Genomic DNA, 25,855 nt, shown 5'->3' on the forward strand with positions numbered 1-25,855 from the left:
CGCCGCCATGGGATCGCCGCTGGCTGGTGTGGCGGGTCCGGGTTTCCGTGCAGGTGGTGGGGGTCGAATGGCTTTATGTCGTTAGCAGAGGTAATATTTCTGGACATGAGCCCTCCAGACCTCGCCGAAGATTTGATCTCTCTCATATCGGGCATCCAGCGGCTTGTTCGTAGAAGGTTGCTGCGTGACAACCCCGCGGCGCCGCGGTTGCGCGGTGCCCAGGTCGAGCTGTTGCGCCTGGTCGCCGACGCGCCCGGGATCGGCGTCTCGGCCGCCGCCAAGGAGCTCTACCTGGCGGGCAACTCCGTGTCCACGCTGGTCAACCAGCTCACCGCCGCCGGGCTCCTGCGCCGCGAACCGGGTCAGGACGACCGCAGGTCCGCGCGGCTGCTGCCCACCCCGGTGGCCGAGGCCCGGCTGCGCGCCTGGGGAGAGCGCCGCGCCGCCCTCGTACGCGACCACGTGGAACGGCTCGACGACGCCGACCAGGAGGCGCTGGCCGCCGCGCTCCCCGCCCTGCGCCGCCTCGCCGACGGCCTGCGGGAGGAGACCGGCCGGCCATGACGAACGCCCTCACCTGCGACGGCCTGCGTTACTCCTTCGGCGACACCCTGGCCGTGGCCGGGCTCGACCTGTCCGTCACGCAGGGCGAGATCTTCGGCCTGCTCGGCCCGAACGGCGCGGGCAAGACCACCGCCATCCGCTGCGTGACCACGCTCCTGCCGGTCCAGCCCGGGATGGTGCGGGTCTTCGACCGTGACGCGGCCGAGGACCGGATGGCGGTGCGCCGCCTGCTCGGCTACGTACCCCAGCAACTGTCCGCGGACGCGCGGCTCACCGGGCGCGAGAACGTCTCGCTGTTCGCCCGCGTCTTCGACATCCCCCGCCGCGAGCGTGCCGCCCGGGTTGAGCAGGCGCTGGAGGCGGTCGGCCTCACCGACGTCGCCGACCGGATGGCGGCCACCTTCTCCGGCGGCATGATCCGCCGTCTGGAGCTGGCCCAGGCGCTGGTCAGCGCCCCCCGGCTGCTCATGCTCGACGAGCCGACGATCGGGCTCGACCCCATCGCCCGTACCAGCGTCTGGGAGCACATCCAGGCGGTACGCGCGGCGACCGGGATGACGGTCCTGGTCACCACCCACTACATGGACGAGGCCGACCAGTACTGCGACCGGGTGGCGCTGATGCACCAGGGCCTGATCCGGGCGATGGGCGCCCCCGGGGAGCTCACCGCCGAGCTTCGCGAGCGCCGGGGCGACGGCTCCGCCCCGACGCTGGAGGACGTCTTCAGGGAGGTCGCCGGCAGCGGCCTGGACGAAGAAGGAGGGAAGTTCCGCGATGTCCGGCGTACCCGTAACACCGCCCGCCGCCTCGGCTGACCTGCCGCGCACCGGCGGGCTGGACCTGCTGGCCACCCCGCCGACCCCGCGTACGGGCTGGCGTGTGCTGCCCGCGCGGGTGATCGCCATGTGCGTGGTGGAGCTGCAGAAGCTGAGCCACGACCGTACCGAGCTCTACACCCGCGCGATCCAGCCGGCGCTGTGGCTGCTGATCTTCGGCGAGACGTTCACCCGCATCCGGGCGATCCCGACCGGCGGCGTGCCCTACCTCGACTATCTGGCGCCGGGGATCATCGCCCAGTCCACGATGTTCATCGCCATCTTCTACGGCATCCAGATCATCTGGGAACGCGACTCGGGCGTGCTGACGAAGCTGCTGGTCACGCCGACCCCGCGGGCCGCGCTGGTCACCGGCAAGGCGTTCGCCGCCGGGGTGAAGGCGGTGATCCAGGCGGTCGTGGTGGTGCTGATCGCGACGGTGCTGGGCGTGGGCATGACGTGGAACCCGCTACGCCTGCTCGGCGTGCTCGTGACGGTGGTGCTCGGCTCGGCGTTCTTCTCCTGCCTGTCGATGACGATCGCCGGCATCGTCCTGACCCGCGACCGGCTGATGGGCATCGGCCAGGCCATCACCATGCCCCTCTTCTTCGCCTCGAACGCCCTCTATCCCCTGGCCGTCATGCCGGGCTGGCTGCAGGCCGTCAGCGCGGTGAACCCGCTCAGCTACCAGGTGGACGCCCTGCGCGGCCTGCTGCTGGGCACCCCGGCGAACCTGCCGCTGGACGCCGGGGTCCTGGTGCTGGCCGCGGTGCTCGGCATCGCCGTGTCCTCCAGCCTGCTCGGCCGCCTGGCGCGCTGACACCGCTACCCATCGCGGACGTTGCCGTTGCCCTCCGTTGGTGCCGGCCTCAATACGCTGCCCTTCGTGGTCGACGAGAAGAACCGAAGCAAGCGGCGGATCTCCATCAACGATGCGGGTATCGAGCGGCGCAGGGCGGCGATCCAGGCGATCGTCGATCAGCCGGTCAGGGCCGAGCAGGTCGCGGCCCCTCCGCGCCTCTTCGGCCCGGATCCGCAACCACCGCTCCCCGTGCCGCGCCCCGCCCCGCCGCCGCTCCACCTGCCGGAGCGGAACGGGCCGGTACGACCGGCGGATCGGACCCCGTGACCGACTTTCGGGGGCTCGGGGCAGATTAGGCAGGTGGTGGACCGGGAAGTCCGCTTGCATCCCCCCGGCAACCGTCGGGAGGAAATGCGTCGTGACCAGGATCGAGCCGGAGCCGGAGCCGGTGATCTCTGACGAGGGCGCCCGGACCCGGGCCGGGCGTCATATCGTCTCGTGGTTGTCCACCACCGACCACAAGGTGATCGGGAACCTCTATCTCGGCACCAGTTTCTTCTTCTTCTCGCTGGCCGGGCTCATGGCGATGCTGATCAGGGCCGAACTGGTCTCCCCGGGGCTGCAGTTCGTCTCGGCCGACCGTTACAACGAGCTGTTCACCATCCACGGCACGGTCATGCTGCTGCTGTTCGCGACCCCGCTGTTCGGCGGGTTCGCCAACGCGATCATGCCGCTGCAGATCGGCGCCCCCGACGTGGCCTTCCCCCGCCTCAACATGGTGGGCTACTGGTTGTTCCTGTTCGGCGGGCTCATGGTGGTGAGCGGCTTCCTGGCGCCGAACGGGGCCGCTCCCTTCGGCTGGTTCGCCTACACCCCGCTGTCCACCGCCCGCTACAACCCCGACATCGGGGGCGACCTGTGGGTGATGGGCCTGGTGCTCAGCGGGCTCGGCACCATTCTCACCTCCGTCAACTTCATCACCACCATCATCTGCCTGCGGGCGCCCGGCATGACCATGTTCCGGATGCCGATCTTCACCTGGAACGTGCTGCTGACCAGCATGCTCGTGCTGATGGCCTTCCCGGTGCTGGCCGCGGCGCTGCTGGTGCTGGAGATCGACCGCAAGCTCGGCACGCACGTCTTCGAGGCGGCCAACGGCGGGCCGATGCTCTGGCAGCACCTGTTCTGGTTCTTCGGCCATCCCGAGGTCTACATCATCGCGCTGCCGTTCTTCGGCATCATCACCGAGGTCATTCCGGTCTTCAGCCGCAAGCCGATCTTCGGCTACGTCGGCCTGGTCGGCGCCACCATCGCCATCGCCGGGCTGTCCATGACCGTGTGGGCGCACCACATGTTCCCCACCGGGCAGGTGCTGCTGCCCTTCTTCTCGTTCACGACGTTCCTCATCGCGATCCCGACCGGGGTGAAGTTCTTCAACTGGACGGGCACCATGTGGCGCGGACACCTGTCCTTCGAGTCGCCGATGTTGTTCGCGGTGGGCTTTCTCGCGACATTCCTGCTGGGCGGGCTGACCGGCATGATCCTGGCCTCGCCGCCGCTGGACTTCCACGTCACCGACACCTACTTCGTGGTGGCCCACTTCCACTACGTGGTCTTCGGCACGGTGGTGTTCGCGATGTTCTCCGGGTTCTACTTCTGGTGGCCGAAGCTGACCGGCCGGATGCTCAACGACATGCTGGGCAGGATCCACTTCTGGATGCTGTTCATCGGGTTCCACACCACGTTCCTGGTGCAGCACTGGCTCGGCATGCTCGGGTTCCCGCGCCGCTACGCCGACTACAGCGCGGCCGACGGCTTCACCACCCTCAACGTGATCTCCTCGGCCGGCGCGTTCCTGCTCGGCCTGTCGACGCTGGTGTTCCTCTACAACGTCTACTGGATGTACCGCCACGCGCCGAAGGTGACGGTGGACGATCCGTGGGGGTTCGGGAACTCGCTGGAGTGGGCCACCTCCTGCCCGCCGCCCCGGCACAACTTCACCATGCTGCCGCGCATCCGCTCCGAACGCCCGGCCTTCGACCTGCACTATCCGCACGGCCGGCCGCCCCTGCCCTGAGAGCGGCCGGGCGCGTGCCGCGGCCGGTGTCACGGCCTGCGTGCCCGAAGGCGGGGGACACGCATGTCGGCGCCGGTATCATCCCGTGCCCCATTGACCGGCTGGGCCGGGGCCACTACTGTCACGGCAGAAATATTCGGCTGGGTCTCGAAACTTTCAGAGTCGAGGGGCGGAGTCAGATGGTGGCAGCGGGTGCGGGGCCAGGCGCCCCGGACGGGCGGTTCCTTCCCTCCGTCGGCCGGATCCTGCGGCTGGCCCTGGCCGCCGCGCTGGGCGCGGCGACGGTCACGATCGGTTCCGTCGCCGTCGGGGGGATCGGCGACGCCGACGGCACGTCGGTGCCCGGCGGCCGGTGGGTCGCCACGTGGACCGCCATGCCGCAGCTCACGGAGCCGGGGAACATGCCGCCGGCGCCGTACACGCAGGAGGGCCTGGTCCTGGCCGACAGCACGCTGCGGCAGACCGTGCGGGTGACGGTCGGCGGGCCGCGGATGCGGCTGCGCTTCTCGAACGCGTTCGGCGGCGCGCCGCTGCCCATCACGCGCGCCTCGATAGCGCTCCCGGACGGCGGACGGGCCGGGGTGAGCGCGATCCAGCCGGGCAGCGCTCGCCCGGTGACCTTCTCCGGCCGTACGTCGGCGGTCGTCCCGGTCGGGGCGCAGGTCGTGTCCGACCCGCTGGACCTCGCCACGGCGCCCGGCACCGTGCTCACCGTGACGGTCTACCTCGCCGAGGGCCAGGCCTCCACCGACATCACCTCGCACCCCGGCTCCAGGACCACCTCCTACCTGGTGACGGGCAACCAGGTGGAGGCCGCCGACCTGCCGGGCGCGGTCCCCGTCGACCACTGGTACTTCCTCAGCGGCGTCGAGGTGTGGACCAAGCGCGCCACCTCGGCGGTCGCCGTGGTGGGCGACTCCCTGACCGACGGCCGCGGCTCCACCACGAACGCCAACAACCGCTGGCCCGACCAGCTCTTCGACCGGCTGCGCACCGACCCGCGCGCCGCCTTACCGGCCATCGCCAACCAGGCGGCGGGCGGCAACCGCGTGCTCAACGACGGTCTCGGCCCCAACGCCCTGGCCCGGCTGGACCGCGACGTGCTCGCCCAGAGCGGCGTCGGCTGGCTGATCGTGTTCGAGGGCGTCAACGACCTCGGCACCGCCCCGGCCACGCAGGCCGCCCAGAAGCAGGTCGCCGACGACCTGATCGCCGCCTACGACCAGATGATCACCAGGGCCCACGCGCAGGACATCCGCGTGTACGGGGCCACGCTCACCCCCTTCGGCGGCAACGCCGGCTACGACGACCCGGACGGCTATCGTGAGGCGGCCCGGCAGGCGGTCAACGGGTGGATCCGCACCAGCGGCAGATTCGACGCCGTGATCGACTTCGACCGGGCGGCACGCGACCCCGGCCAGCCGCGGCGGTTGCGGCCGGCGTACGACGTGGGCGACGGGCTGCACCTGAACCCGGCGGGCTACCAGGCGCTCGCCGCCGCCGTCCCCGCCCGGCTGTTCCACTAGCCCGGCGGCCGGCGTGGCGCCTCACGAGGGCGAGGGGGCGCGGCCCTCGCGATCGGCCGCCGCGGGGCGGTCATCGCGGTCCCGCCGGAGTCCTCCTGATCCGGATCGGCGCCGGCGTCGAGCAGGGCGAGCACTGCCTCGGCGTGTCCCCAGCACGCCGCCGCGCACAGGGGCAGCCCCTCGCTCTCCCTGTTGGGGATCGGCGCCGGAGGTCGGCGACACCCATGCGATGTCGGCGTCTCCCCGCACGGCGGCCTGGTAGAGGGCCGTGCTGCCGTCCTCGTCGGGTTCGTCGGCGGGGCTCACCGCGCGCCGAGCCGTGCCAGGTGGTAGTCGAGCAACGCCGCGACCTCCTCGGACGTGTAGTGCCCGACCAGGGTGGAGTTCACGATGCCCTGCGCGAAGGCGTACAGGATGCTCGCCTCCTTGGCGGCGTCCAGGTGGGCGGCGAGGTGCCCGGCGGACTGGGCGGCCCTGATCTGGTCGGTGAGGAGGGCGAGCAGGAGCGGCAGCCCGAGCCGCATCGCGGTCGCCTGGTTCTCGGACACCACCGAGCTCGCCTGGAACGCCAGCCCGATGCGGTTCAGGTAGCTGCGCTCCTCGTCCAGCGGCAGCAGCTCCAGCACGGTCGCCCGCAGCAGGTCGAGCGGCGCGAGCCCGCGCGCGGCCACGGCGGCCACCCGCTCCCCGATCCAGATCCCGATGCGCTCCAGCGCCAGGAGCAGCATCTGTTCCTTCGTCGTGACGTAGTACTGCACCGCCCCCATGGACATCCCGGCCTCGGCCGCGACCTCCCTCAGGCTGACGCTCTCCATGCCCTTGTCGTGGATGACGCGGTGCACGGCGTCGGCGATGTGCCGCCGCCGGGCGTCATGATCGACGATCTTCGGCATATCCCGCCACTTTCTCATGCGAGTGCATGGTAAAAGCCGTTGTTCCCGTTTATCATGCGACTGTATGGTAAACGAGCGATGGGGGCGATCCGGATGAGGGTTCTGATCGTTGGAGTCGGCACGCGCGGGGACGTGGCGCCGTACACGGGGCTGGGGGCGCGCTTAGGGGAGGCCGGGCATGAGGTGGCGATCGCCGCGCACGAGCCGTACGGGGAGCTGGTGACCGACGCGGGCCTGAAGTATCTGCCACTTCCCGGAGACCCGCTCCTCGCGCTGACCAACCCCTTCTCCGTCGGCGCCTTCAAGGAATACAGCGAGCAGCTCATCGAGGGCCTGGCCGGGATCGCCGAGCAGGAGGCCGACCTGCTCCTGCTGGGAGTGGCGGGCGCGCTGGGCTGTCACGTCGCCGAGGCGATGGGCGTGCCGAGCATGGGGGTGCACCTGCAGCCGATCGACCCCACGGGAGACTTTCCGCCGGTCATGAGCCTGTTCCGCCGGTCGCTCGGGCGGTGGGGGAACCGCAGGGCGGCCCGGCTCGCGTTCGAGGTGCCCGCCGCCGGCCCGCTGATCGCCGGGATGAGCACGAAGATGCGGGCCCGGCTCGGGCTGCCCCCGATGACCCCGCGCGCCCTCTACCATCGCAGGGAGAGCACGCGCTGGCCGGTCTTCCACGGGGTCAGCCCGCTGGTGCTGCCGCGCCCGGCCGACTGGCGGCCGGGGCTGGAGGTCACGGGTTACTGGTGGCCGCTCCGGCCGCCGGGCTGGCAGCCGGATCCGGTGCTGCTCGACTTCCTGGAGGCGGGGCCCGCGCCGGTCTTCGTCGGCTTCGGCAGCCTGGCGGGCTCGCGGGCCGAGCGGTACACCGAACTCGCCGTGCACGCGCTGCGGCGGGCCGGGCTGCGCGGCGTGCTCCAGACCGGCCCGCGGGGGCGCCTGTCGGACGACGTGCTCGCGGTCGGCGACGTGCCGCACGACTGGCTGTTCCCCCGCATGGCCGCCGTCGCCCACCACTGCGGCGGCGGCACCACCGGGGGCGGGGTGCTGGCCGGGGTGCCCGCCGTGGCCGTGCCGGTCATGAACGACCAGCCGTTCTGGGCGTCCAGGCTGGTGGCGCTCGGCGTGGCCCCGGCCGCGATCCCGTTCCGCCGCCTGACGCCCGCCCGGCTGGCCGCCGCGCTCACCACCGCGGTCACCGACCCGGCCTACCGGCAGCGGGCCCAGGCCCTCTCGGCCAGGATCGCGGCGGAGGACGGCGCGGCGCCCGTCGTCGAGGCGGTGGGCCGGTTCCGGGTCGCCGGGGGCTCCCTCCCGGGGTGACAGGGCGCGGTACGGGCGGCGTTCGGTAAGGACCTCGGCCGGCCTTCGCGTGCACCGGCGTGCCCCGTCCGCCATCCGGGTAGGCCAGGCCCGGACGTGAAGGAGGGTTCGCCATGGCCGCCACGAGGGCGAACGGATCGGGAGGCGGGATCGCGCTGCCCGGCACCGTGCTGGGGATCGGGCTGGGCGGGTTCGTGGACGGCATCGCGCTGCACCAGATCCTGCAGTGGCACCACATGCTCAGCAGCACCGACACCGACCGCATCGGGGTGCGCTACTACTCGCCCGACACCGTTCCCGGCCTGCGCATGAACACGCTGTGGGACGGCCTGTTCCACACCGTCACCTGGCTGGCGGTGCTGATCGGGCTGGGGCTGCTCTACTCCCGCGTGACCACCTCGCGCGGGCTGGTGTGGCGGTCGCGCACGCTGTGGGGCTGGATCCTGGGCGGCTGGGGCCTGTTCAACCTGGTGGAGGGCGTGATCGACCACCACCTGCTGGGCATCCACCACGTGCGCACGGGCCCGTACCAGCTCTGGTGGGACCTGGGCTTCCTGCTGCTGGGCGCGCTCCTGGTGCTGGGCGGGTGGGCGCTGCGCCGCGGCGCCCGCACGATCGACCTGTGCGAGGCCGGGCGCACGTGAGCGGCCACGCGCATCCGGGCGGCTCGCCGGTGCTGCTGCTGACCGTCCTGGCCACGGCCGGCTACGTGCTGCTGGTGCTGCGGCTGCGCCGGGAACCGCGGGGGTGGAGCCGGTGGCGCGGCACGTCGTTCCTGGCCGGCGGCGCGCTGGTGGCCGCGGCCACGACCGGGCCGGTCGCCGCCCTGGCCGCCGCCGACTTCCGCGGCCACATGCTGCAGCACCTGCTCATCGGCATGCTGGCGCCGCTGTTCCTGGTGCTCGGCGCGCCGATGACGTTGCTGCTGCGCTCCCTGCCCGCCGCCCGCGCGCGGCTGCTCGGGGCGCTGCTGCGCCGCCCCGCCGTGCACGTCCTGGCCAACCCGGCGACCGCGCTGGTCCTGAGCGTGGGCGGCATGGTGGCGCTCTACTGCACGCCGCTCTACCGCCACACCGTCGCCACCGGCTGGCTGCACGCGGTGGTGCAGGTGCATTTCCTGCTCGCCGGCTGCCTGTTCGCGTGGGTCATCGCCGGTCCCGATCCCGCCCCGCGCCGCCCGCCGGTGCCGGCCCGGCTGGTCGTGCTGGGCGTGGCGGTGGCGGCGCACGCCGGATTGTCGCAGCTCATGTACGCCGGGCTCGGGGTGGACGTGCCCGTGCCCGAGGAGTCGCTGCGGGGCGGGGCCGAAATCATGTATTACGGCGGCGATCTCAGCGAACTGCTGCTGGCGCTGGCCCTGGTAACCGGCTGGCGGCCCCGCCGGAAGCCCCGGTACGCGGCTGAGACCGATGGCAAAGGCTCGTGGCCGGTTCTTTACGCCGGTGCCGCCACCGGGGTACTGCGATTACGGAACGTTTCTTCGGGCTTCCGCCAAGGTCATGCCAGAGAAACGGTTCTGGCCCCGTTGGAAAAGAAATGGTCAGCGAATTCTAGTGGTTTGGATGAATTCGTCCTTATCGTCCCTTTATGCGCTCCATGGGCTGCTTTGACAACTTATGGTGGATGACTGCTGCGGCTGCCATAGACGGGGGACAGCCGCATGAGGAGGAGACGGAGTGTCACCACTTCCACGTCCACGCTCCATACGGGCTCGCTACACCGCGGTCGCGGCGGGATTCTCTCTGATCGTCCTGGCGGTGCTGGGAGCCACGCTGGACCTCGCCATCCGTTACCGGATCCAGTCGAACATCTTCGACCAGGCCGAACGGGTGGCGAGCCAATGGAGCGCGGCGGCGCGCAACGGAGTGGTGCCACACCGGATCCCCGCCTACCCTCCCGTCGACCTCGTCCAGATCGTGGACGCCCACCAGCGGGTCCTGAAGTCCAGCAGGAGAGCCTCCGCCACCACTCCGCTCAGCCGGCTCCGGCCCCCGCCCGACGACCGCTTCCAGCGGCAGATCGAGTGCGACGGCTCGGGATCGTGCGTGATACTGGAGGCCATCCGCCTGACCCCGGACCCCGACGCGAGCGTCGTCTACGCCGGCATCCGGGAGCCGGACCTGCTGGCCACCCACCGCCTCGACTACACCGTCGTCGCGGGCATCTGCCTGATCACCGGCATCGCGGCCTGGACCACCTGGGTGCTGGTGGGGCGTACGCTGCGGCCCGTCGAGGCCATCAGGGCCCGGATCTCCGAGATCACGGTGAGCGACCTGAGCCTGCGCGTCCCCGTACCGCCGGGTCGTGACGAGATCACCCAGCTCGCCACCACCGCCAACCAGACCCTCTCCCAGCTGGAGGGCGCGGTGGAGGAGCAGCGCCAGTTCGCCTCCACGACCTCCCACGAGCTGCGCACCCCGATCGCCGGGCTGCGCATGCAACTGGAGGAGGCGCTGCGATATCCCGACGAGGTCGACGCCCAGGAGACGCTCAGGACGGCGCTGTCGACCACCGACCGGCTGGAGGCGATCGTCAACGACCTCCTGCTGCTCGCCCGGCTCCGCAGCGCCGACCCTGCGCCCCCGGAGAAGATCGACCTCGGAGAGCTGGTCGTCGCCGAGGTGAACGCGCAGCACCGGCCCGTGCCGACGAAGGTCCATGCACCGGCCGGGCTGCGGATCTGCGGCTCCCGGATGCAGCTGATCCGGGTCGTGGACAACCTGCTGACCAACGCCCAGCGGCACGCGGAGACCTCCATCGAGGTCACGGTCGCGCCGGTGGAGGACGGGGTGGCGGTCACGGTGGCCGACGACGGGCCCGGCATCCCGCCCGCGTACCGCGAGCGGGTCTTCGAGCGTTTCGTCCGGCTCGACGACGGGCGCCGCCGCGACCCCGGCGGCAGCGGGCTCGGCCTGGCCATCTCCCGTGACATCGCCCGCGCCCACCACGGCACTCTGCGGGTCGAGGACTCGCGGCGGGGGGCCAGGTTCGTGTTGTGGTTGCCGCGGATGGGCGCCTGTCGTTAGCGGCGGCGCCGTTCGGGGGCGTGGCGCGGCTCGGCCCTGATCGGGCGGCGGCCGGGAGCCCGCTCCTCTTCCTCGGGTTCCTCTTCCTCGTAGTCCTCTTCGTCCTCGGCGTAGTCCTCTTCCGGCCTCGCCCTCGCGCGCTGCCGCTCGGGCTCCTCTTCCTCCTCGGGTTCCTCTTCCTCGTAGCCCTCCTCGGGCTCCGCCGCGCGCTCCCGGCCGGGCTCCTCCTCTTCCTCGTATTCCTCCTCCTCGGGCTCTTCGCCGCGCTCCTCCTCGCCGCGCTCCTCCTCGCCGCGCTCCTCGCCCCGCTCCTCTTCCGGCTTCTCGCCGCGCTCCTCTTCGGGCCTCTCTTCGGGCTTTTCGCCGCGCTCCTCCTCCATCGCCGTCTGGTGGTCCTTGACCACCTCGCCGTCGCGGATCTCGCCGCGCCAGCCATCGCCGACGCTCTCGGGGTCCAGTACGAGGTGCGCCATCACGTGCCGCCTGAAGTGCTTGAGCTCCAGCCGTACCCGGCGTCCCTGGGCGCGCCACAGGTTCCCGGTGCGCTCGAACATCCCCTGCGGGTGGTATTCCAGCACCAGCAGGATCCGGGTGAGGTCGTCGGTGAGCTCGTGGAAGGTCACCGCCCCGTCGACGTAGCCCTTCTGGCCCTCGGACCGCCAGACGATGCGCTGGTCGGGGATCTGCTCGATGATGTGCGCCTTCCAGTTCCGGTGGGACCAGAAGATCTGGGCCTTCCAGGAGAGGTTCTCGTCGGACTCCTGGTTGACGGTCTCCACCTTCTTCATGAAGGTCGGGAAGTCCTGGAACTGGGTCCACTGGTTGTACACCAGGCGGCGGGACGCGCCGACGTCGATCGACTCGACGATGTTGGTGATCTTGCCGTGCCCGCCCTTGCTGCCGCCTTTGCCGCCCTTGCCGGTCACCTTGCCCAGGAGCCCCTTGAGCCCGCCCTTGAGGGCGCCGCCGATCATGCCGCTGCGGATGCCGCCGCCGCCGGGCTTGTCCGAGCCGGTCAGCGCGCCGATGAGGCTCTTGCCGCTGTTCTCGGTGTAGTCGGTCAGCCGGTCGGTGAGGCCCTCGATCTTCTGCCCGGCACGGGCCAGAGCCCGCTCGCCCGCGGCGTACAGCAGGTTCTGCGCCTCCTGCCGCAGCCGGTCCGTCGGCAGGCTGGCGAGGATCCCCCCGCCGAGGCCCTTGGCGCTTTCGGAGACCCCGCCGACCGCGCCCTTGGCGGTCTCCGAAACTCCGCCGACCGCGCCCTTGGCGGTCCGCGAGATCCCGCCGGCGGCCTCCTTGGCCTGCCCGGGGATCCGTCCGGTCTCCCTGGCGACGCGCTCGGCCCGCTCCGGGACCCGGCCCGTCTCCCGGACCGCCCGGCTCACCTGCTCTCGTCCCGTTTCCTGGGCCGTGTCCGTCGCTCGTCTGGCCGCGCCAGTCACGCCGCGGACCGCGCGCCCTACTCGTCCAGTTCTCGCGTCAGTCATTGGATTGCCTCCGAGAGGGATCGGTTCGCCGCACGGGACGCGGTCGTTGCCGTGCCCTGCCGGACTCCCAGGAGTCCTCCTGTTCGTCCTCTTCGCGTCTCACGTCCCTGTGGCGCTCGTCGTATTCGCCCTCGTCGTATTCGTCCTGTTCGTCCTGGGCGCGGTCCGGCCGCCGCCGCTCCTTGGGCGCCCCCGGCGCGCGCATCGCCTCGGCGCGCTCGTGCAGCCGGTCGCTCAGCGAGTCGATCTGCCTGCTGGTCGCGGCCACCGCCGCCGCCTTGCCGACCTCCAGGAGTTCGCCGCGGAGGCGGCCGGTGAGCTGCTCGATCTCCGGGGCGGAGCCGAGGGCCTTGAGTCCCTGCGCCAGCACCCCGCCCTCGCCCATGCGTGCGCGGCCGGCCAGCCCGGCCGCCGCCAGTGCCGCGGCCATGCGCAACTTGCGGCGCCGGCCGAGGTAGTACCCGGCGAGGACGGCGAAGGCTATCCGGCACTTGTTCGACATGATCCGCGCTCCTTTGGGGTGGCCGGGGACACTTGCCCGTGGGCTGCCCTCAAAAGGGACGAAGAATCGAAAACCGGGTAAAAGATGGACACCATTTGAGCACAGTCACCGGCGCACCACCGGTCACAGGCCGACGTCCCGCCGCATCAGGTCGTCCTGGTCCTCGCGCCTGACCACCACCCGGGCCTGGCCGCCGGTCACGGCCACCACCGGGGGGCGGCAGGTGAGGTTGTAGGTGGAGGCCATCGAGTGGTGGTAGGCGCCGGTGGCGGCCACCGCCAGCACGTCGCCGGGCCGGATGTCGGCGGGGAGCACGGCGTCCTCGGCGATCGTGTCGCCGGACTCGCAGTGGTGCCCGACCACGGTCACCGCGCGCGGTCCCGCCGTGGAGAGGCGGCCGATCATCGTGGTGGCGTAGCGGGCGCCGTAAAGAGACGTACGAGGGTGGTCGCTCATGCCGCCGTCCACGGCCACGAACGTACGCCGCACCCCCCGCTTGATCGCGATCACCCGGTAGAGGCTGACTCCGGCGGGCCCGCTGATCGCCCGGCCAGGCTCGATGATCAGCCGGGGCACGGGCAGGCCGAGCCCGGCCGCCCGCTCCTCGACCGTCGCGCGGACCGTGGCCCCGAACCGTTCGAGGTCGAGGCCGCGCTCGTCGTGCAGGTAGGCGATGCCGTGACCGCCGCCCAGGTCCAGCTCCGGCAGCGCCACGCCGCGGGTGTCCCTGATCCTGGCGAGCTGCTCCACCATGGTCCGGGCCGCCAGCTCGTACGGCTCCACCTCGGAGATCTGCGAACCCAGATGGCAGTGCAGCCCGGCCAGCTCCAGCCCGCGCTGGTCCAGCACCCGGTGCACCGCCTCGGCGGCCGAGCCGTTGGCCATCGACAGCCCGAACTTCTGGTCCTCGCCGCCGGTCCGGATGGCCGCGTACGCACCGGCCTCGATGTCGGGGATCACCCGGACCAGCACCTTCTGCCGGCGCCCCGCCGGGACGAGCGCCGCCAGGTGGTTGATCTCCGCCAGGTTGTCGATCACGATACGGCCCACCCCGGCGTCCACCGCCTCGCGCAGCTCGCGCGGCGTCTTGGCGTTGCCGTGGAAGACGATCCGCGCGGCGGGGAAGCCGGTGGCCAGGGCCAGGGCCAGCTCGCCGCCCGAGCACACGTCCAGGCCGAGGCCCTCCGAACGCACCCAGCTCGCCATCGCCCGGCACAGGAACGCCTTGGCCGCGTACATGATGTCGGAGTTCGGCAGCGCGGCGCGGTAGGCGCGGCAGCGCCGGCGGACCTCGGCCTCGTCCAGCACGTAGGTGGGGGTGCCGAAGCGGCGGACGATTTCCATGAGCGACACGCCCGCGAGCTCGGCGTCACCATCGGGCAGGGAGCGCATCGACGGGGCCCATGGGGCGCCGAGTACGGGAGCCCGATCCAGGACGTCCATCACGCGACCTTCGCGGCCGGGCGGAACATCGTGCCGGCGGGGTCGATCACGACGCCGATGACGTCCAGCTCGGCGATCATGCGGCGCAGCGCCGGCTCGCTGAGCCGGACCCACTGCTGGCCGGAGCCCAGCACCTTGGCCAGCCGCAGGGGCGAGGTGAAGGCGGCTGCCGTCCGCTTGCCCGAAGCGGTCCTGAACAGGCGCAGGACCTGCGCGTACGCCCCAGGGTTGACCGGGACGTACAACGGGGCTTGCAACATCGCTTCCTCCTGATGAGAGTTGCTCACCAGAAACGCTAGGCCGGGTTCCGGGCCGCGCCGCCGATCGCTACGACATCACGACGGCGAAGGCCCCAGTCCTGACGCCATCTTGACAGCGGGCCCGTTTCCCGGGTCCGGCGGCGCGTCGCCACCGAGCGAGAGGGGAACAGATCCGGGCATGGAGGTGCTGAGCAGCCGCGTCCTGCTGCGGCCGACCGATCTCGCCCGCAGCCGCCGTTTCTACGCCGAGACGCTCGGGCTGGCCGTCTACCGCGAGTTCGGGCCGCCCGACCATCCGGGCGTGGTGTTCTTCCTGGGCCAGGGGTTCCTGGAGGTGTCCGGGGAGTCCGACGGCGACGACGGCACGGGGTTGTCGCTCTGGTTGCAGGTGCGCGACGCGGCGGCCGAGCAGGAGCGGCTCCGGCAGGCGGGTGTCACGGTGCTGCGCGAGGCTCGGCTGGAGCCGTGGGGCCTCATCGAGTCGTGGATCGCGGACCCGGACGGGCACCGCATCGTCCTGGTGCAGGTGCCCGCCGACCACCCCCTGCGCCGCGACCCGCGCTGAGTCCGTACGGCCGGACCGGGCCGCCGACCGCGAGGACTCCGGGGCGCGGGCCGGGTACGTCGCGAAGTGGTTTAAGGGCGCAACTAAGTCATTGCAGGGGCTTTCATCACCCATGAATTGATTCTTGACACCATATGGGTTGACAGGAATGGACCACCGGGGGGGTGGTGCGTGTCCCCGCGCCTCGGCCGCCTTTCCGTGCAGGCGCGCCTCATCGTGGTGACCGCGGTGTTGTCGCTGATCGGGCTCACAGCGATCGGCATGGCTATCGACGTGCTGATCCGTGACAGGATCGAGGAGAACGTCTTCAGCGGCACGCAACGCGCCGCCATGCAGTGCCTCGGGGCGTTGAGCACCGGCCGCTCCATACCGAACACGGCGTCGGGAGCCGACCTGCTCCAGCTCGTCGACTCCAGCGGGCGGGTGGTGGCCGCCAACAGTGCCGCCGCGGGCCGGCCGCGACTCAGCACGGCATGGCCCTCCTCACACGAGCGGACGAGCAACGGCACCGAGTGCGCGGGGGGCGAGTGTGTGATGTTCACCGCCGGTCGGCCCTCGCCACAGGAGGAGCAACTGCTCTGGCACGGTGACTCCCACGTCGTCTACGCCGGCAGGGCGCGCCCGGCCATCCTGGAGCCACCGAACCTGGAGTTCTCGGTCACCGCCGGGGTGCTGGGCGTCACCGCCCTGATGACCTCGGTGGCCTCGCTGCTGATCAGCCGGACGTTGCAGCCGGTGGAGGCGATGCGCACCAAGATCGCCGAGATCACGGTGAGCGATCTGGGCCAGCGGGTGCCGACCCTGCCGGGGCGCGATGCCATCGCGCGGCTCGCGCGTACCGCCAACCGGACCCTGGCGCGCCTCCAGGAGGCCGTCGAGCTCCAGCAGCGCTACAGCTCCATGGTCTCGCACGAGCTGCGCACGCCGCTGACCGGTCTGCGCACCCGGCTGGAGGAGGCGCTGACGTATCCCGACGTGGACCCGTACGACGCCATGCGGGACGCGCTGGCCACGATGGAGCGCGTGCAGGTCCTCATCGACGAGATGCTGCTGCTCACCCGCGTCACCACGTCATCCCCGCACAGTCCCGAGCGGGTCGATCTGAGCGCCCTGGTACGGGAGGAGACGGCCGACTGCGGAGCGAACCTGACGACGCGCGTGTGGGTCCAGCCCGGCCTGCAGGTCAGAGGCAGCCGCGTCCAGCTGGCCGAGGTCCTGACGAACCTGCTGGCCAACGCGCAGCGGCACGCCTGCGGCCAGGTCGAGGTCAGCGTGAAGCGCGCGGACGGGCACGCCGTGCTCACCGTGGCCGACGACGGGTGCGGGATCGCGCCCGAGGACCGGGAGCGGGTGTTCGACCCCTTCGTACGGCTGCCGGACGGCCGGGCACGCGATCCCCACGGCAGCGGCCTGGGCCTGGCCATCTGCCGCGCGATCGCGCACGCCCACCAGGGGACCCTGTGCGTGGAGGAGTCACGGCGGGGCGCCAGGTTCGTGCTGCGCCTGCCGCTCACGGAGCCGACGCCCGACCACGAGTGACCGCCCAGCCGCCCTCACCGGGTCCCCGCGACCCCCTCCGTCCCCGCCGGGTTCCCAGTGGACCGCCTCCGCGCTCGCCGGGTCCCCGCGACCCCTCCGTGCTCGCCGGGTCCTCGCGACCGCCCGTCCGTCTCCGCCCGGTCCCCGGGAGCCTGGCCGGGTCCGCTCCCATACCGGCGGTTCCTCCTGCACCCTGGATCCGGGATGCTCAGGCCGCGGCGTGAGCCGGGTGATCGGCCTTGCCCCACACCTTGAACAGCCGCTTGGCCGAGCCGCCCACCGGGCCGACCGCCTCGTAGAGCACCTTGCGTGAGACGGGCTTCGCCGTCTCCACCGCGGTCACCGCGTCGGCCGCGTCGGCGATGGTGTGCGTGCAGACGCTCAGCAGGTAGTCGGGGATCTGCAGGGCCGGGTCCGTGCAGCCCACCAGCGGCACACCCATCGCCGCCACGACGGGGAAGACCGTGCCCGGGATGCCGATGGCGGCCTCGGCCCGCGCGGACGCCTGGACCGAGGGGACGGGGCTGATCTCGTACTTCTCCCACAGCGAGCGGTCCTCGCGCGGGTGCAGCCCGACCAGGATGTGCTTGCCGGCCGCCGCGAGCCGGTCGGCCGCGTCCAGCAGCAACTGCGTGCCGGGGGCCGAACCGCCCGTGTCGCTGTCCTTGGTCACGCTGGTGAGCACCAGTACGGTGCCCTCCTCCGGCCGGTACCTGGGCAGGTCGTCGGTCTGCGGGGTGCCCACCACCTCGATGCGGCGGCGCGTGCCCAGGTAGTCGTCGAACACCGCCGCCTCGGCGGGCGACGACGAGGTGATCGCCCGCAGCCGGTCGCGGAACTCCTTGGCACGCGGCGCCTCCTGCGGGAGCTGGTAGGCGAGCGAGCTGGCGACCAGCGGCAGGTGGCGCAGCCGGGCGGCGCAGTCGGCGGGCCAGTCCCCGGCGCCCGTCACCACGAGCAGGTCGGCCTGCGGGATGTCGTCGGGCGTCGCGACCTTGACCGGGTCGTCCGGCTTGATCTGCGACAGGTCGGGCACCAACTGCACGACCTCCCAGCCCTGGCGGCGCGCCTCCGGCAGGAGCGGGGCGGCGTGGTAGGTGCCCCAGGGCTCGTTGGTGGCGATCAGTACGCGCCGCTTGCGGGCCGGCCGTCCCGCGGCGTGGGCCGCGGTGCCGCCCACCACGGCGAGCCCGGCTCCGGAGAGTGCGCCGACGAGGAGGGAACGCCGGGTCAGACTGTGGTTCCCGTAGGGGGATTTGTCATTAAAAGCCATGAACTACGAAATTATGGTGTGTTTCGGGCGTGCCTATGAACACCGCCCGACCTCCAGACGAACGAGCCCCATCGGCCCCACCCGCCCCAGGCGTCGCCGGGCCCGGCTAACAGGCCGCCGAGGGGGTCTGGTCGCAGGGGAGCGTCAGGCTGCCGGGGGCAGGCACCTCACCACGTCCATGCGCCCGGTCAGGGTGAGGCTGCCCGCGGCGTGCGGCACCAGGACGGTGGCGCCGGCGCGCAGCGGGATCGCCTCCTGCCCGGAGCCGGCCAGGGTGCCGTCGCCGTCGGTCACGACGAGCACGCTGTATCCCGGTTCGAGCACCGTGCCTCCGCCCGTGCCCTCGCCCGTTTCTATGCCCACCCGGACGAACTCCGCCCGGAAGAACGGATCCGCCATCGGGACCAGCATGCTCCCCGGCGCGGCCATGGCCTGCCGCCTGATCAACGGCTCGGTGTCCGTGGCGCCCCGGTCCACGGAGCTCAGCGCGAGGTCGAAGCCCAGGCCGAGATGCCCCAGGGTCGCCCCGTCCGCCGTGAAGCCGGTCCACTCCATGAGCACGGACAGGTCCTCCGGCTCCTGCAGCTCGATGATGAAGACCCCGGCCCCGATCGCGTGCGGCACGCCGGCCGGCACGAAGACCGTGTCACCGGGGCTCACCTGGACCTCGTTCAGGGCGGCCAGCATGGAGTCGACGTCCTGGTCGCGTACCCACTGGTCCAGCGTCGGGCGGTCGAGGTCGTCACGGAAGCCCAGGTGGATCGGGCCACCTTCGAGGATGAGCCACGCCTCGGCCTTGCCGTGCGGGCGGCCCAGGTGGCGCCGGGCGAAGTCGCCGCCGGGATGGCTGTGCACGGGCAGGCGCTGCCCGGCGTCGAGCAGCTTGACCAGCAGCAGCGGGTCGTCGCCGAAGCGGCCGGCGTGCTCCGGCCCCAGCCAGGCGAGCGGGTCGCGGGCGATGGCCGTCGCCAGCCACTCCCGGTCGGGCAGCCGGGTCAGGCCGAGCGTCTCCTCACCGAAGAGGGTCGTCACCGACGCGATCCAGTCCTCGGGCGTACGCGGCTCGGCGCCCTCCAGGCCGCGGAATCGGGCGATCTTCTCGCCTCCCAGGTAGAAACGCTCGGGCGGCTGGTTCGGGCCAAGGAGCAAAGGGTGCATGTCTTCTATCAAACCGCCGCCGAGGGTGTGGTCCGCAACCGGCGCGCGGCGGGCCCACCCGGGAGTGGCCGGGTCCCACGGCTCGACGGCGCCGGTGCCGCGGCGTGCCTGCGGGCCCGTCCGGCGGCGCGCGGCCGACGGGCAGGGGTGCCCGCCCATGCCTGCGTCGTCCCTGGGTAGGGTCGAAATCGGGCCCCATCAGCACCGGCCGGGCCTGACTCCGCGGGGCGTGGCCGGCCCGCCCGCACCAGCCGACGCCGGATCCGGCCGCACAGTCCGGAGGAGTGACCGATGAGCATCGTCAACGCGCCCTCGGGAGCGCTGCGTGGCATCGCCACCGGCGCGGTCACCGCCTTCCTCGGCATCCCGTACGCCACCGCCGGCCGCTTCGCCGCCCCCGAGCCCACCGCCTGGAGCGGAATCGGGGACGCCACCCGGCGGGGACCGGCCGCGCCCCAGCCGCCCTCCCGGCTGGAACACGTGATGGGCCCCGGCACGGACCTCGCCCAGGACGAGGACTGCCTGTCGCTGAACGTCTGGACCCCCGGCGGCACCGGGCTGCCGGTCCTGGTGTGGCTGCACGGCGGCGGCTTCTCCACCGGCTCCGGCGCCGAGGCATGGTACGACGGCGCCCTGCTGGCCGAGCGCGGGCCGATGGTGGTGGTCACGCTCAACTACCGGCTCGGCGCCCTGGGCTATCTGTACCTGTCGCAGTATTTCGCCCCCGCCAACCTCGGCCTGCTCGACCAGATGGCGGCCCTGCGCTGGGTGCGGGAGAACATCGCCGCCTTCGGAGGCGACCCGGCGCGGGTGACGGTGGCCGGGCAGTCCGCGGGCGCGCAGTCCGCGCTGGCCATCCTCGCCCATCCGGCCGGCCACGACCTGTTCCAGCAGGTCATCCTGGAGAGCGCGCCCACGGGTATGCGGCCGTACGAGCCGGCGGAGGCCGCCGCGATCGGCGAGCTCTACCTGGAGGCCGCCGGGCTCGACCGGGTGCACCAGGAACGGTTGCGCTCATGCGCCGTGCCCGGCCTGCTGGCCGCCCAGCTGGACGTGGCCCGGCGGACGCGGCGGCCGCTCGACCTGAGCCCGCCGTTCCAGCTCGTCGCCGCCGACGGCCTGCCGGACGATCTGCTGGTCCCGCCGGGCATGCCGATGCTGATCGGCACGACCAGGGACGAGATGCGGGCCTTCGCGGCGGACGCGCCGGACGAGGCGACAGACCGGTGGTTCCGCACGTGCGCCCTGGACCTGGCGGGCGCGGCCAGGACCGCTTACGTCTACCAGTTCGACTGGCATCCCCAGGGCAGCGCGCTGGGCGCGTGCCACTGCATCGAGCTGCCGTTCGTGTTCGGCGGGCTCGCGGCCTGGGAGCGGGCGCCCATGCTGGCCGGCGCGGCCCCGGAGAGCCTCAACCGGCTGGTGGCGGAGGTGCAGCGGGCCTGGATCGGCTTCGTTCACACCGGCTCGCCCGGCTGGTCGCCCCACCCGCACGTCACACACTTCACCGGAGACTGAACCGCCGGCCCGGTCAGCTCACCGGAGGCGGGCGGCCCGGCTGAGGCGCGGGACGCTCTCGATGAGCCTGCGGGTGTAGGGATGGGCGGGCGAGCCGAGCACGTCGGCCGTACGCCCCTGCTCCACCACGCGCCCGTGCTCGATGACCGCCGTCTCCGCGCACAGGGCCGCCACCACGCTCAGGTCGTGCGAGACCACCACGACGGTCAGACCGTGGCTCGCGCCGAGCGTACCCAGCAGCTCCACCACGCGCACCCGGGTGGACACGTCGAGCGCGCTGACCGGCTCGTCGGCGAGCAGTACGCGCGGCCGGCACACGATGGCCCGGGCGATCGCGATGCGCTGCCGCTGCCCGCCGGAGAACTCGTGCGGGTAGCGGCGCGCCGCGTCCGCGGGCAGCCCGACCGAGTCCAGCGCCTCGGCCACCCGCTCGGCCGCCTCCGCCCGTTTGGCCGCGCGGGATCCGGGGGCGAGCAGGCCCATCGAGCGCAGCGGCTCGGAGACGATCCGGCCGACCCGCTGCCGCGGATCGAGCGAGGAGTACGGGTCCTGGAACACCGGCTGCACGGCCCGCAGGAACGCCGGGTCACGTGGCGCCAGCTCGGCCCCGTCGAAGAGCACCTGCCCGGACGTCGGCCGGGCCAGGCCGAGCAGCAGCCGCAACAGCGTGGTCTTGCCCGCGCCCGACTCCCCGACCAGTGCCAGGCTGCGCCCGGCCGTGACGGCGACCGAGACCTCCTCCAGCACCGCCGGCCCGCCCCGATAGGCGAAGCCGACCTCACGCGCCGCCAGCACCGGCACCGCGCCGGGCGAGAGAGCATCGTGCGGGCCCGGGAGAGCATCCTGCGGGGCGGGGAGAGCGTCATGCGGTGCGGGGGGAGCATCCTGCGGGGCGGGGACAGCGTCACGCGAGGCGGGAAGAGCTCCATGCGGGGCCGGGGAAGCGCCGTGCGGGGCGGCGTCCGGCCCGGGGGCGCCGGGTGGGCGGGCGGCGGGATCGCCGGGTGGGGGAGTGGTCGTCATGGGGCCAGCCGATCCAGTTCGCCCTCCAGCGCCCACGCGCTGTCCACAAGCGAGCGCGTGTAGGGATGGCGCGGCTCGCGCACGATGTCACGTGTCCTTCCCGACTCCACCACGGAGCCGTCCTTGAGCACCACGACCCGGTCGGCCACCCCGGCGACCACGGCCAGGTCGTGCCCGATGAACAGCAGCGCCATGTCCCGGCCCGCGATCAGCCCGTCCAGCAGGGCCAGCACCTCGGCCTGCACGGTCACGTCCAGCGCCGTGGTGGGCTCGTCGGCGATCAGCACCTCGGGCTCGCAGGCCAGGGCCATGGCGATGGCCACCCGCTGCCGCTGCCCGCCGGAGATCTCGTGCGGGTAGGCCCGGGCGACCCGTTCCGGCAGGCGTACCTCCGACAGCGCGGCCAGGACGGCGGCCCGCAGAGCCGGCCCCCGCAGCCCGCGACGGCGGCGGATCGGCCCGGCGATCTGCCGGCCGACGCGCATCAGCGGGTCCAGCGCCGTCAGCGGCTCCTGGAAGACCACGCTCGCGGTCCGCCCGCGTACCCGGTCCAGCCGCCTGCCGGGAGCGCCGACCACCTGCGTCCCGCCCAGCAGCACGCTGCCGCCCGCGGTCATGCCCGCGGGGAGCAGGCCCATGACGGCTAGCGCGGTCAGCGACTTGCCGGAGCCGGACTCGCCGATCAGGCCGAGCCGCTCGCCGGGGCCGAGCGTGAAGGACACGCCGCGGACCAGCTCGTGGCCGTCCGCCCGGCGTACGGAGAGCTCCTCGACGGCCAGGACGGGGGTCATCGGCTCCTCCGGCGGGTCGGGTCGGCGAGGTCGCGGAAGCCGTCGGCGACCAGGTTCACGCCCACGACGAGGACGACGAGCAGCACGCCGGGCGCGATGGCGCCGGTCGGCGCCGTCAGCACGGTGGCCTGCGCCTCCTGCAGCAGCCGTCCCCACGAGGCGTTCGGCGGCGGCGGGCCCAGCCCGAGGTACGACAGCGCCGCCTCGGCCAGCACCGCCAGCCCGAGCTGCAGGGCCAGGTTGACCAGCAGCGTCGGCCAGATGTTGGGCAGCACGTGCTCGGCCACCACGCGCGGCCACGAGGCCCCCGAGGTGCGCGCGGCCGTGATGTAGTCCTGCGCGAGCACCCGCTTGACCAGCACCCTGGTCAGCCGCGCCACGATCCCGGACATGGCCAGCCCGATCGCCAGCACCGCCGAGCCGAGCGACGCCTCGCGCGCCGCCACCACCAGCATGGCCAGCAGCAGCGTCGGGAACGCGATGAGGATGTCGAGCGCCGCCGACAGCAGGTCGTCCAGCCAGCGGGTGGCGAACCCGGCCAGCAACCCGCCCGCCACCCCGAGCGCCCCGCCGAGCAGCACCGACCCGACGCCGACCGTGAGCGCGATGCGGGCGCCCACCATGAGCTGCGTGAGCAGGTCACGGCCCAGCTTGTCGGTGCCCAGCAGGTGAGCGCCGCCCGGTGGCACGAGCCGCCCGCCGGAGGTGTCAGCCGGATCGTACGGCAACCAGATCAGCGACCCGAGGGCCACCACGAACACCACCGCGACCAGCACGCACCCGATCACGAACGTCGGCCGGCCCCTCATGACCGGCCGCCGCCGACGTGCGCCCGCAACCGCGGGTCCATCAGCCGCTGCCCGAGGTCGGCGGCGAAGCCGATCACCAGCACCGCGAACGTGCTGACCACCAGCACGCCCTGGATGACCGGATAGTCGTGCTCGGCGATGCCCTCGACCAGCATCGTGCCGAGCCCCGGCAACGTGAACACGCTCTCCACCACCACCGCGCCCAGGAACGTCGTGGCCAGCTCGATGCCCAGGATCGAGACGACCGGCACCGCGGCGTTCCGCAGCCCGTGCCGCCACATCGCGCCCGCGAACGACGCGCCGAGCGCCCGCGCCGTACGCAGGTAGTCGCTGCCCAGCACGTCGAGCGTGGCCGAGCGGACGTAGCGGATGAGCGAGGCCGACATGACCAGCGCGATCGTCACGACCGGCAGCACCAGCGACGTCAGCGCCCGGCCCGGGTCCGCCCAGTCCTCGCGCGGGAAACCGCCCGCGGGCAGCACCCGCAGCCGCAGCGCGAACACGGTCACCAGCAGCATCCCGATCCAGAACACCGGCACCGCGATGCCGAGCTGGGAGACCCCGTTCAGCAGCGGCCCGTACCAGCGGTCGGAGCGCCAGGCGGCCAGGAACCCGACGGGCAGCGCGATCACCACCGCGAGCGCGAACGACAGCAGCGTCAGCGGCACGGTCACCACCAGCCGCTCGGCGATCTCCGGCCCCACCGGCAGCCTGCTGACGAACGACGTGCCGAGATCCAGCCGGGCCAGCCCGGCCAGCCACGCGCCGAACTGCTCCGGCAGCGGCAGGTCGGAGCCGATCTGCCGGCGCGCCGCCGCGACCTGCTCGGGCGTGGCGCCGACCGTCAGCAGCGCGTTCGCCGGGTCGCCGGGCAGCAGCCGCAGCAGCACGAACAGCAGCGACGCCGCCAGCAGCAGCGAGCCCAGCAGGAAAGCGGTGCGGCGCAGCAGGTAGCGCGCCATCAGCCCTTCTTGATCCCGTACGCGTAGAACTGCGAGTTCAGGCCGTTGACCGGGTAGCCGGACAGCGCCGAGGAGGCCACCACGATCTGCGGGTAGAGGTAGAGCCAGTCGCTGGCCGCGTCCTCGGCGATCTGCCGGTTGACCTTCTTCAGCAGCTCCGTCTGCTCACCGGCGGTTTTGGCCTGCTCGGCCTCCCTGACCCACTGGGTGACCTGCGGGTTGTCGTAGCCCCAGTAGAAGTCGGGGTCGCCGTACCAGACCACGTCGCGGTCGTTGACGTGCTCCTGGAGCGTCGCGGTGAAGTCGTGGTTCTTGTACACCTTCGTGTACCACTCGTCGGCGGTGATGACGTTGACGTCGACCGTGATCCCCACCTTGGCCAGCTCGCTCTTGATGAACGTGGCCGCCGTCGGGTGCGGGTCGTAGTTCGGGGTGTCGAGCGTGAAGCGGAAACCCTTGGCGTACCCGGCCTCGGCCAGTTGCCGCTTGGCCAGCTCGACGTCGTACGGGTTGACCTTGGTGAGGTCCTCGTACCAGGGGTCGGTGGGCGGCACCATCGAGCCGATCAGGCTGCCGTGACCCGCCCAGATCGACTCCAGCAGCTTGGCGTCGTCGATGGCCGACGAGACGGCCTTGCGTACCAGCGGCTTGTCGAAGGGCGCCTTGCGGTCGTTGAAGGCGAGCAGCAGCTTGGTGGTGGAGTGGCCGTCGCTGATCTTGTAGTCCGGGTTGCCGGTGAACTGGCTCAGCGCGTCGGGGCTCTGCTGGCTGGTGACGATGTCCACCGCGCCGGTGAGCAGCGCGTTGTTGAGCGCCGTGGCGTCGGTGAAGTAGTGGAAGACGACGCCGTTGTTGGCGGGCGGCGTGCCCCAGTAACCGGGCGCGCGGTCGAGGCTGAGCGTGGAGCCGCGCTTCCAGGTGCCCAGCTTGTACGGCCCCGTGCCGTCCTCGCCGGTGGCCAGGTCCTTGGCGGCGCTGTTGATGATCCACACGTAGCTCAGGTTGTAGACCAGCGAGATCGACCGGTCCGACAGCTTGACCACCACGGTGGCGTCGTCGGGGGTCTCGATCGACTTGATGACCTCAAGGCTGCTCTTGCGGGCCGACTGGGAGTCGTCGGCGGTCACCCGCTCGATGCTGCTCTTCACGTCGGCGGAGGTCAGCGTCTTGCCGGAGTGGAACTTCACGCCCTTGCGCAGCCGGAAGGTGTAGGTCAGGCCGTCGTCGGACACCTCCTGGCTCTCGGCCAGCAGGTTCTCCACCTTGCCCGCGTCAGTAAGCTTGAACAGGCCCTCGTAGACGTTGCCGTTGAACGCCTCGGTCACCCCCTGGCCGCCGCCGGCGGTGTTGTCGAGGTTCTGGGGCTCGTACAGGGAGCCGATCTCGATCGTGGCTCCGGCGTCGGGGGAGGCCGTGCCGCTGCTGCCGCCGCCGTCCGGACCGGCACCGCACGCGGCGAGAGAGAGAACGAGCGCGGCCACGGCTGCGGCGAACTTGCGGGGCAC

Annotated in this window: 26 protein-coding genes; 13 read left to right on the top strand and 13 right to left on the bottom strand. The window is 72.2% G+C overall.

Translation table 11 applies throughout. The features are described from left to right. Positions 1-105: 105 nt before the first annotated feature. From BLS95_RS06225 to BLS95_RS06245, 6 genes are all read left to right on the top strand, one after another. On the top strand, positions 106-564 hold the full coding sequence (locus BLS95_RS06225; RefSeq protein WP_090929854.1) for a MarR family winged helix-turn-helix transcriptional regulator: 459 nt from the start codon (positions 106-108) through the stop codon (positions 562-564). Further along, positions 561-1,379 carry an ABC transporter ATP-binding protein gene (locus BLS95_RS06230; RefSeq protein ID WP_090929855.1) on the top strand — a complete coding sequence of 273 codons (819 nt, stop codon included), beginning with the start codon at positions 561-563 and terminating at the stop codon, positions 1,377-1,379. Before BLS95_RS06225 ends, BLS95_RS06230 begins: the two co-directional genes overlap by 4 nt. Further along, positions 1,339-2,199 carry an ABC transporter permease gene (locus BLS95_RS06235; protein WP_090929856.1) on the top strand — a complete coding sequence of 287 codons (861 nt, stop codon included), beginning with the start codon at positions 1,339-1,341 and terminating at the stop codon, positions 2,197-2,199. The genes BLS95_RS06230 and BLS95_RS06235 overlap by 41 nt, the downstream gene beginning before the upstream one ends. A 66-nt stretch (positions 2,200-2,265) precedes the next feature. Next, the gene (locus BLS95_RS55455) at positions 2,266-2,508 is read left to right on the top strand and encodes a hypothetical protein (protein WP_176993035.1); all 243 of its coding nucleotides are present in this window, start codon (positions 2,266-2,268) and stop codon (positions 2,506-2,508) included. Between the two features lie 100 nt (positions 2,509-2,608). Continuing rightward, positions 2,609-4,258, top strand: a complete 1,650-nt coding sequence (ctaD, locus tag BLS95_RS06240) for an aa3-type cytochrome oxidase subunit I (protein ID WP_176993053.1) — start codon at positions 2,609-2,611, stop codon at positions 4,256-4,258. Positions 4,259-4,437: 179 nt separating this feature from the next. Continuing rightward, positions 4,438-5,784, top strand: a complete 1,347-nt coding sequence (locus BLS95_RS06245) for an SGNH/GDSL hydrolase family protein (RefSeq protein ID WP_090929857.1) — start codon at positions 4,438-4,440, stop codon at positions 5,782-5,784. Here BLS95_RS06245 and BLS95_RS59770 read toward each other — a convergent pair. Both BLS95_RS59770 and BLS95_RS06250 read right to left on the bottom strand, forming a co-directional pair. Then, a complete protein-coding gene (locus BLS95_RS59770) occupies positions 5,781-5,984 on the bottom strand; it encodes a hypothetical protein (RefSeq protein ID WP_425434693.1) in 204 nt (67 codons plus the stop codon). The two genes, BLS95_RS06245 and BLS95_RS59770, sit on opposite strands and share 4 nt — an antisense overlap. Positions 5,985-6,086: 102 nt before the next feature. Continuing rightward, entirely contained in the window at positions 6,087-6,695 is a 609-nt protein-coding gene (locus BLS95_RS06250) for a TetR/AcrR family transcriptional regulator (RefSeq protein ID WP_090929858.1), read from the bottom strand. Positions 6,696-6,770: 75 nt separating this feature from the next. Between BLS95_RS06250 and BLS95_RS06255 the strand changes: the two genes are divergently transcribed. From BLS95_RS06255 to BLS95_RS06270, 4 genes are all read left to right on the top strand, one after another. After that, on the top strand, positions 6,771-7,994 hold the full coding sequence (locus BLS95_RS06255; protein ID WP_090929956.1) for a glycosyltransferase: 1,224 nt from the start codon (positions 6,771-6,773) through the stop codon (positions 7,992-7,994). Positions 7,995-8,107: 113 nt separating this feature from the next. After that, a complete protein-coding gene (locus BLS95_RS06260) occupies positions 8,108-8,638 on the top strand; it encodes a DUF2243 domain-containing protein (RefSeq protein ID WP_090929859.1) in 531 nt (176 codons plus the stop codon). Continuing rightward, positions 8,617-9,621: a cytochrome c oxidase assembly protein gene (locus tag BLS95_RS06265; protein WP_245764869.1), complete on the top strand. Its 1,005-nt coding sequence runs from the start codon at positions 8,617-8,619 to the stop codon at positions 9,619-9,621. The genes BLS95_RS06260 and BLS95_RS06265 overlap by 22 nt, the downstream gene beginning before the upstream one ends. A gap of 49 nt (positions 9,622-9,670) precedes the next feature. Further along, the gene (locus BLS95_RS06270) at positions 9,671-11,020 is read left to right on the top strand and encodes a sensor histidine kinase (protein ID WP_090929860.1); all 1,350 of its coding nucleotides are present in this window, start codon (positions 9,671-9,673) and stop codon (positions 11,018-11,020) included. On the opposite strand, the gene BLS95_RS06275 is transcribed toward BLS95_RS06270, so the two are convergent. The 4 genes from BLS95_RS06275 to BLS95_RS06290 all read right to left on the bottom strand — a co-directional run bounded on the left by BLS95_RS06275 (position 11,017) and on the right by BLS95_RS06290 (position 14,712). Beyond that, entirely contained in the window at positions 11,017-12,405 is a 1,389-nt protein-coding gene (locus tag BLS95_RS06275) for an SRPBCC family protein (RefSeq protein ID WP_245764870.1), read from the bottom strand. The two genes, BLS95_RS06270 and BLS95_RS06275, sit on opposite strands and share 4 nt — an antisense overlap. Before the next feature lie 94 nt (positions 12,406-12,499). After that, the gene (locus tag BLS95_RS06280; protein ID WP_090929861.1) at positions 12,500-13,009 is read right to left on the bottom strand and encodes a hypothetical protein; all 510 of its coding nucleotides are present in this window, start codon (positions 13,007-13,009) and stop codon (positions 12,500-12,502) included. Between the two features lie 123 nt (positions 13,010-13,132). Further along, positions 13,133-14,452, bottom strand: coding sequence for a diaminopimelate decarboxylase (gene lysA / locus BLS95_RS06285; RefSeq protein ID WP_090929862.1), 1,320 nt, complete (start codon positions 14,450-14,452; stop codon positions 13,133-13,135). Next, on the bottom strand, positions 14,452-14,712 hold the full coding sequence (locus BLS95_RS06290) for an SAV_915 family protein (RefSeq protein ID WP_090929863.1): 261 nt from the start codon (positions 14,710-14,712) through the stop codon (positions 14,452-14,454). Before BLS95_RS06290 ends, lysA begins: the two co-directional genes overlap by 1 nt. Before the next feature lie 178 nt (positions 14,713-14,890). Here BLS95_RS06290 and BLS95_RS06295 point away from each other — a divergent pair, with 178 nt between their 5' ends. After that, positions 14,891-15,277, top strand: coding sequence for a VOC family protein (locus tag BLS95_RS06295; protein ID WP_090929864.1), 387 nt, complete (start codon positions 14,891-14,893; stop codon positions 15,275-15,277). Between the two features lie 171 nt (positions 15,278-15,448). Further along, positions 15,449-16,816, top strand: a complete 1,368-nt coding sequence (locus BLS95_RS06300; RefSeq protein WP_090929865.1) for a sensor histidine kinase — start codon at positions 15,449-15,451, stop codon at positions 16,814-16,816. 208 nt (positions 16,817-17,024) lie between these two features. On the opposite strand, the gene BLS95_RS06305 is transcribed toward BLS95_RS06300, so the two are convergent. Further along, complete coding sequence (locus BLS95_RS06305) at positions 17,025-18,089, bottom strand: hypothetical protein (protein WP_218135625.1); 1,065 nt, start codon at positions 18,087-18,089, stop codon at positions 17,025-17,027. Positions 18,090-18,233: 144 nt separating this feature from the next. Further along, positions 18,234-19,247, bottom strand: a complete 1,014-nt coding sequence (locus BLS95_RS06310; protein WP_090929866.1) for a class I mannose-6-phosphate isomerase — start codon at positions 19,245-19,247, stop codon at positions 18,234-18,236. 291 nt (positions 19,248-19,538) lie between these two features. Between BLS95_RS06310 and BLS95_RS06315 the strand changes: the two genes are divergently transcribed. Further along, positions 19,539-20,765 carry a carboxylesterase/lipase family protein gene (locus tag BLS95_RS06315; protein WP_090929867.1) on the top strand — a complete coding sequence of 409 codons (1,227 nt, stop codon included), beginning with the start codon at positions 19,539-19,541 and terminating at the stop codon, positions 20,763-20,765. Between the two features lie 18 nt (positions 20,766-20,783). Here the strand turns inward: BLS95_RS06315 and BLS95_RS06320 are convergent, their stop codons facing one another. Genes BLS95_RS06320 through BLS95_RS06340 form a run of 5 tightly spaced genes read right to left on the bottom strand, consistent with a single transcriptional unit; the run spans position 20,784 to position 25,855 of the window. Further along, positions 20,784-21,788 (bottom strand): ABC transporter ATP-binding protein, encoded by a 1,005-nt coding sequence (locus BLS95_RS06320; protein WP_090929868.1) that lies wholly within the window; start codon positions 21,786-21,788, stop codon positions 20,784-20,786. Next, a complete protein-coding gene (locus BLS95_RS06325; RefSeq protein WP_090929869.1) occupies positions 21,785-22,579 on the bottom strand; it encodes an ABC transporter ATP-binding protein in 795 nt (264 codons plus the stop codon). The genes BLS95_RS06320 and BLS95_RS06325 overlap by 4 nt, the downstream gene beginning before the upstream one ends. Next, entirely contained in the window at positions 22,576-23,388 is an 813-nt protein-coding gene (locus BLS95_RS06330; protein WP_090929870.1) for an ABC transporter permease, read from the bottom strand. The genes BLS95_RS06325 and BLS95_RS06330 overlap by 4 nt, the downstream gene beginning before the upstream one ends. Further along, the gene (locus tag BLS95_RS06335; protein WP_090929871.1) at positions 23,385-24,350 is read right to left on the bottom strand and encodes an ABC transporter permease; all 966 of its coding nucleotides are present in this window, start codon (positions 24,348-24,350) and stop codon (positions 23,385-23,387) included. Before BLS95_RS06335 ends, BLS95_RS06330 begins: the two co-directional genes overlap by 4 nt. After that, complete coding sequence (locus BLS95_RS06340) at positions 24,350-25,855, bottom strand: ABC transporter substrate-binding protein (protein ID WP_176993037.1); 1,506 nt, start codon at positions 25,853-25,855, stop codon at positions 24,350-24,352. Before BLS95_RS06340 ends, BLS95_RS06335 begins: the two co-directional genes overlap by 1 nt.

This window comes from Nonomuraea jiangxiensis (genome assembly GCF_900099965.1).
GTDB lineage: Bacteria > Actinomycetota > Actinomycetes > Streptosporangiales > Streptosporangiaceae > Nonomuraea > Nonomuraea jiangxiensis.

Coding starts and splice junctions, on each gene's coding strand:
- BLS95_RS06225 (WP_090929854.1), top strand. CDS start 106: ATGAGCCCTCCAGACCTCGCCGAAGATTTGATCTCTCTCATATCGGGC.
- BLS95_RS06230 (WP_090929855.1), top strand. CDS start 561: ATGACGAACGCCCTCACCTGCGACGGCCTGCGTTACTCCTTCGGCGAC.
- BLS95_RS06235 (WP_090929856.1), top strand. CDS start 1,339: ATGTCCGGCGTACCCGTAACACCGCCCGCCGCCTCGGCTGACCTGCCG.
- BLS95_RS06245 (WP_090929857.1), top strand. CDS start 4,438: ATGGTGGCAGCGGGTGCGGGGCCAGGCGCCCCGGACGGGCGGTTCCTT.
- BLS95_RS06250 (WP_090929858.1), bottom strand. CDS start 6,695: ATGAGAAAGTGGCGGGATATGCCGAAGATCGTCGATCATGACGCCCGG.
- BLS95_RS06255 (WP_090929956.1), top strand. CDS start 6,771: ATGAGGGTTCTGATCGTTGGAGTCGGCACGCGCGGGGACGTGGCGCCG.
- BLS95_RS06260 (WP_090929859.1), top strand. CDS start 8,108: ATGGCCGCCACGAGGGCGAACGGATCGGGAGGCGGGATCGCGCTGCCC.
- BLS95_RS06280 (WP_090929861.1), bottom strand. CDS start 13,009: ATGTCGAACAAGTGCCGGATAGCCTTCGCCGTCCTCGCCGGGTACTAC.
- lysA (WP_090929862.1), bottom strand. CDS start 14,452: ATGGACGTCCTGGATCGGGCTCCCGTACTCGGCGCCCCATGGGCCCCG.
- BLS95_RS06290 (WP_090929863.1), bottom strand. CDS start 14,712: ATGTTGCAAGCCCCGTTGTACGTCCCGGTCAACCCTGGGGCGTACGCG.
- BLS95_RS06295 (WP_090929864.1), top strand. CDS start 14,891: ATGGAGGTGCTGAGCAGCCGCGTCCTGCTGCGGCCGACCGATCTCGCC.
- BLS95_RS06305 (WP_218135625.1), bottom strand. CDS start 18,089: ATGGCTTTTAATGACAAATCCCCCTACGGGAACCACAGTCTGACCCGG.
- BLS95_RS06310 (WP_090929866.1), bottom strand. CDS start 19,247: ATGCACCCTTTGCTCCTTGGCCCGAACCAGCCGCCCGAGCGTTTCTAC.
- BLS95_RS06315 (WP_090929867.1), top strand. CDS start 19,539: ATGAGCATCGTCAACGCGCCCTCGGGAGCGCTGCGTGGCATCGCCACC.
- BLS95_RS06320 (WP_090929868.1), bottom strand. CDS start 21,788: ATGACGACCACTCCCCCACCCGGCGATCCCGCCGCCCGCCCACCCGGC.
- BLS95_RS06325 (WP_090929869.1), bottom strand. CDS start 22,579: ATGACCCCCGTCCTGGCCGTCGAGGAGCTCTCCGTACGCCGGGCGGAC.
- BLS95_RS06330 (WP_090929870.1), bottom strand. CDS start 23,388: ATGAGGGGCCGGCCGACGTTCGTGATCGGGTGCGTGCTGGTCGCGGTG.
- BLS95_RS06335 (WP_090929871.1), bottom strand. CDS start 24,350: ATGGCGCGCTACCTGCTGCGCCGCACCGCTTTCCTGCTGGGCTCGCTG.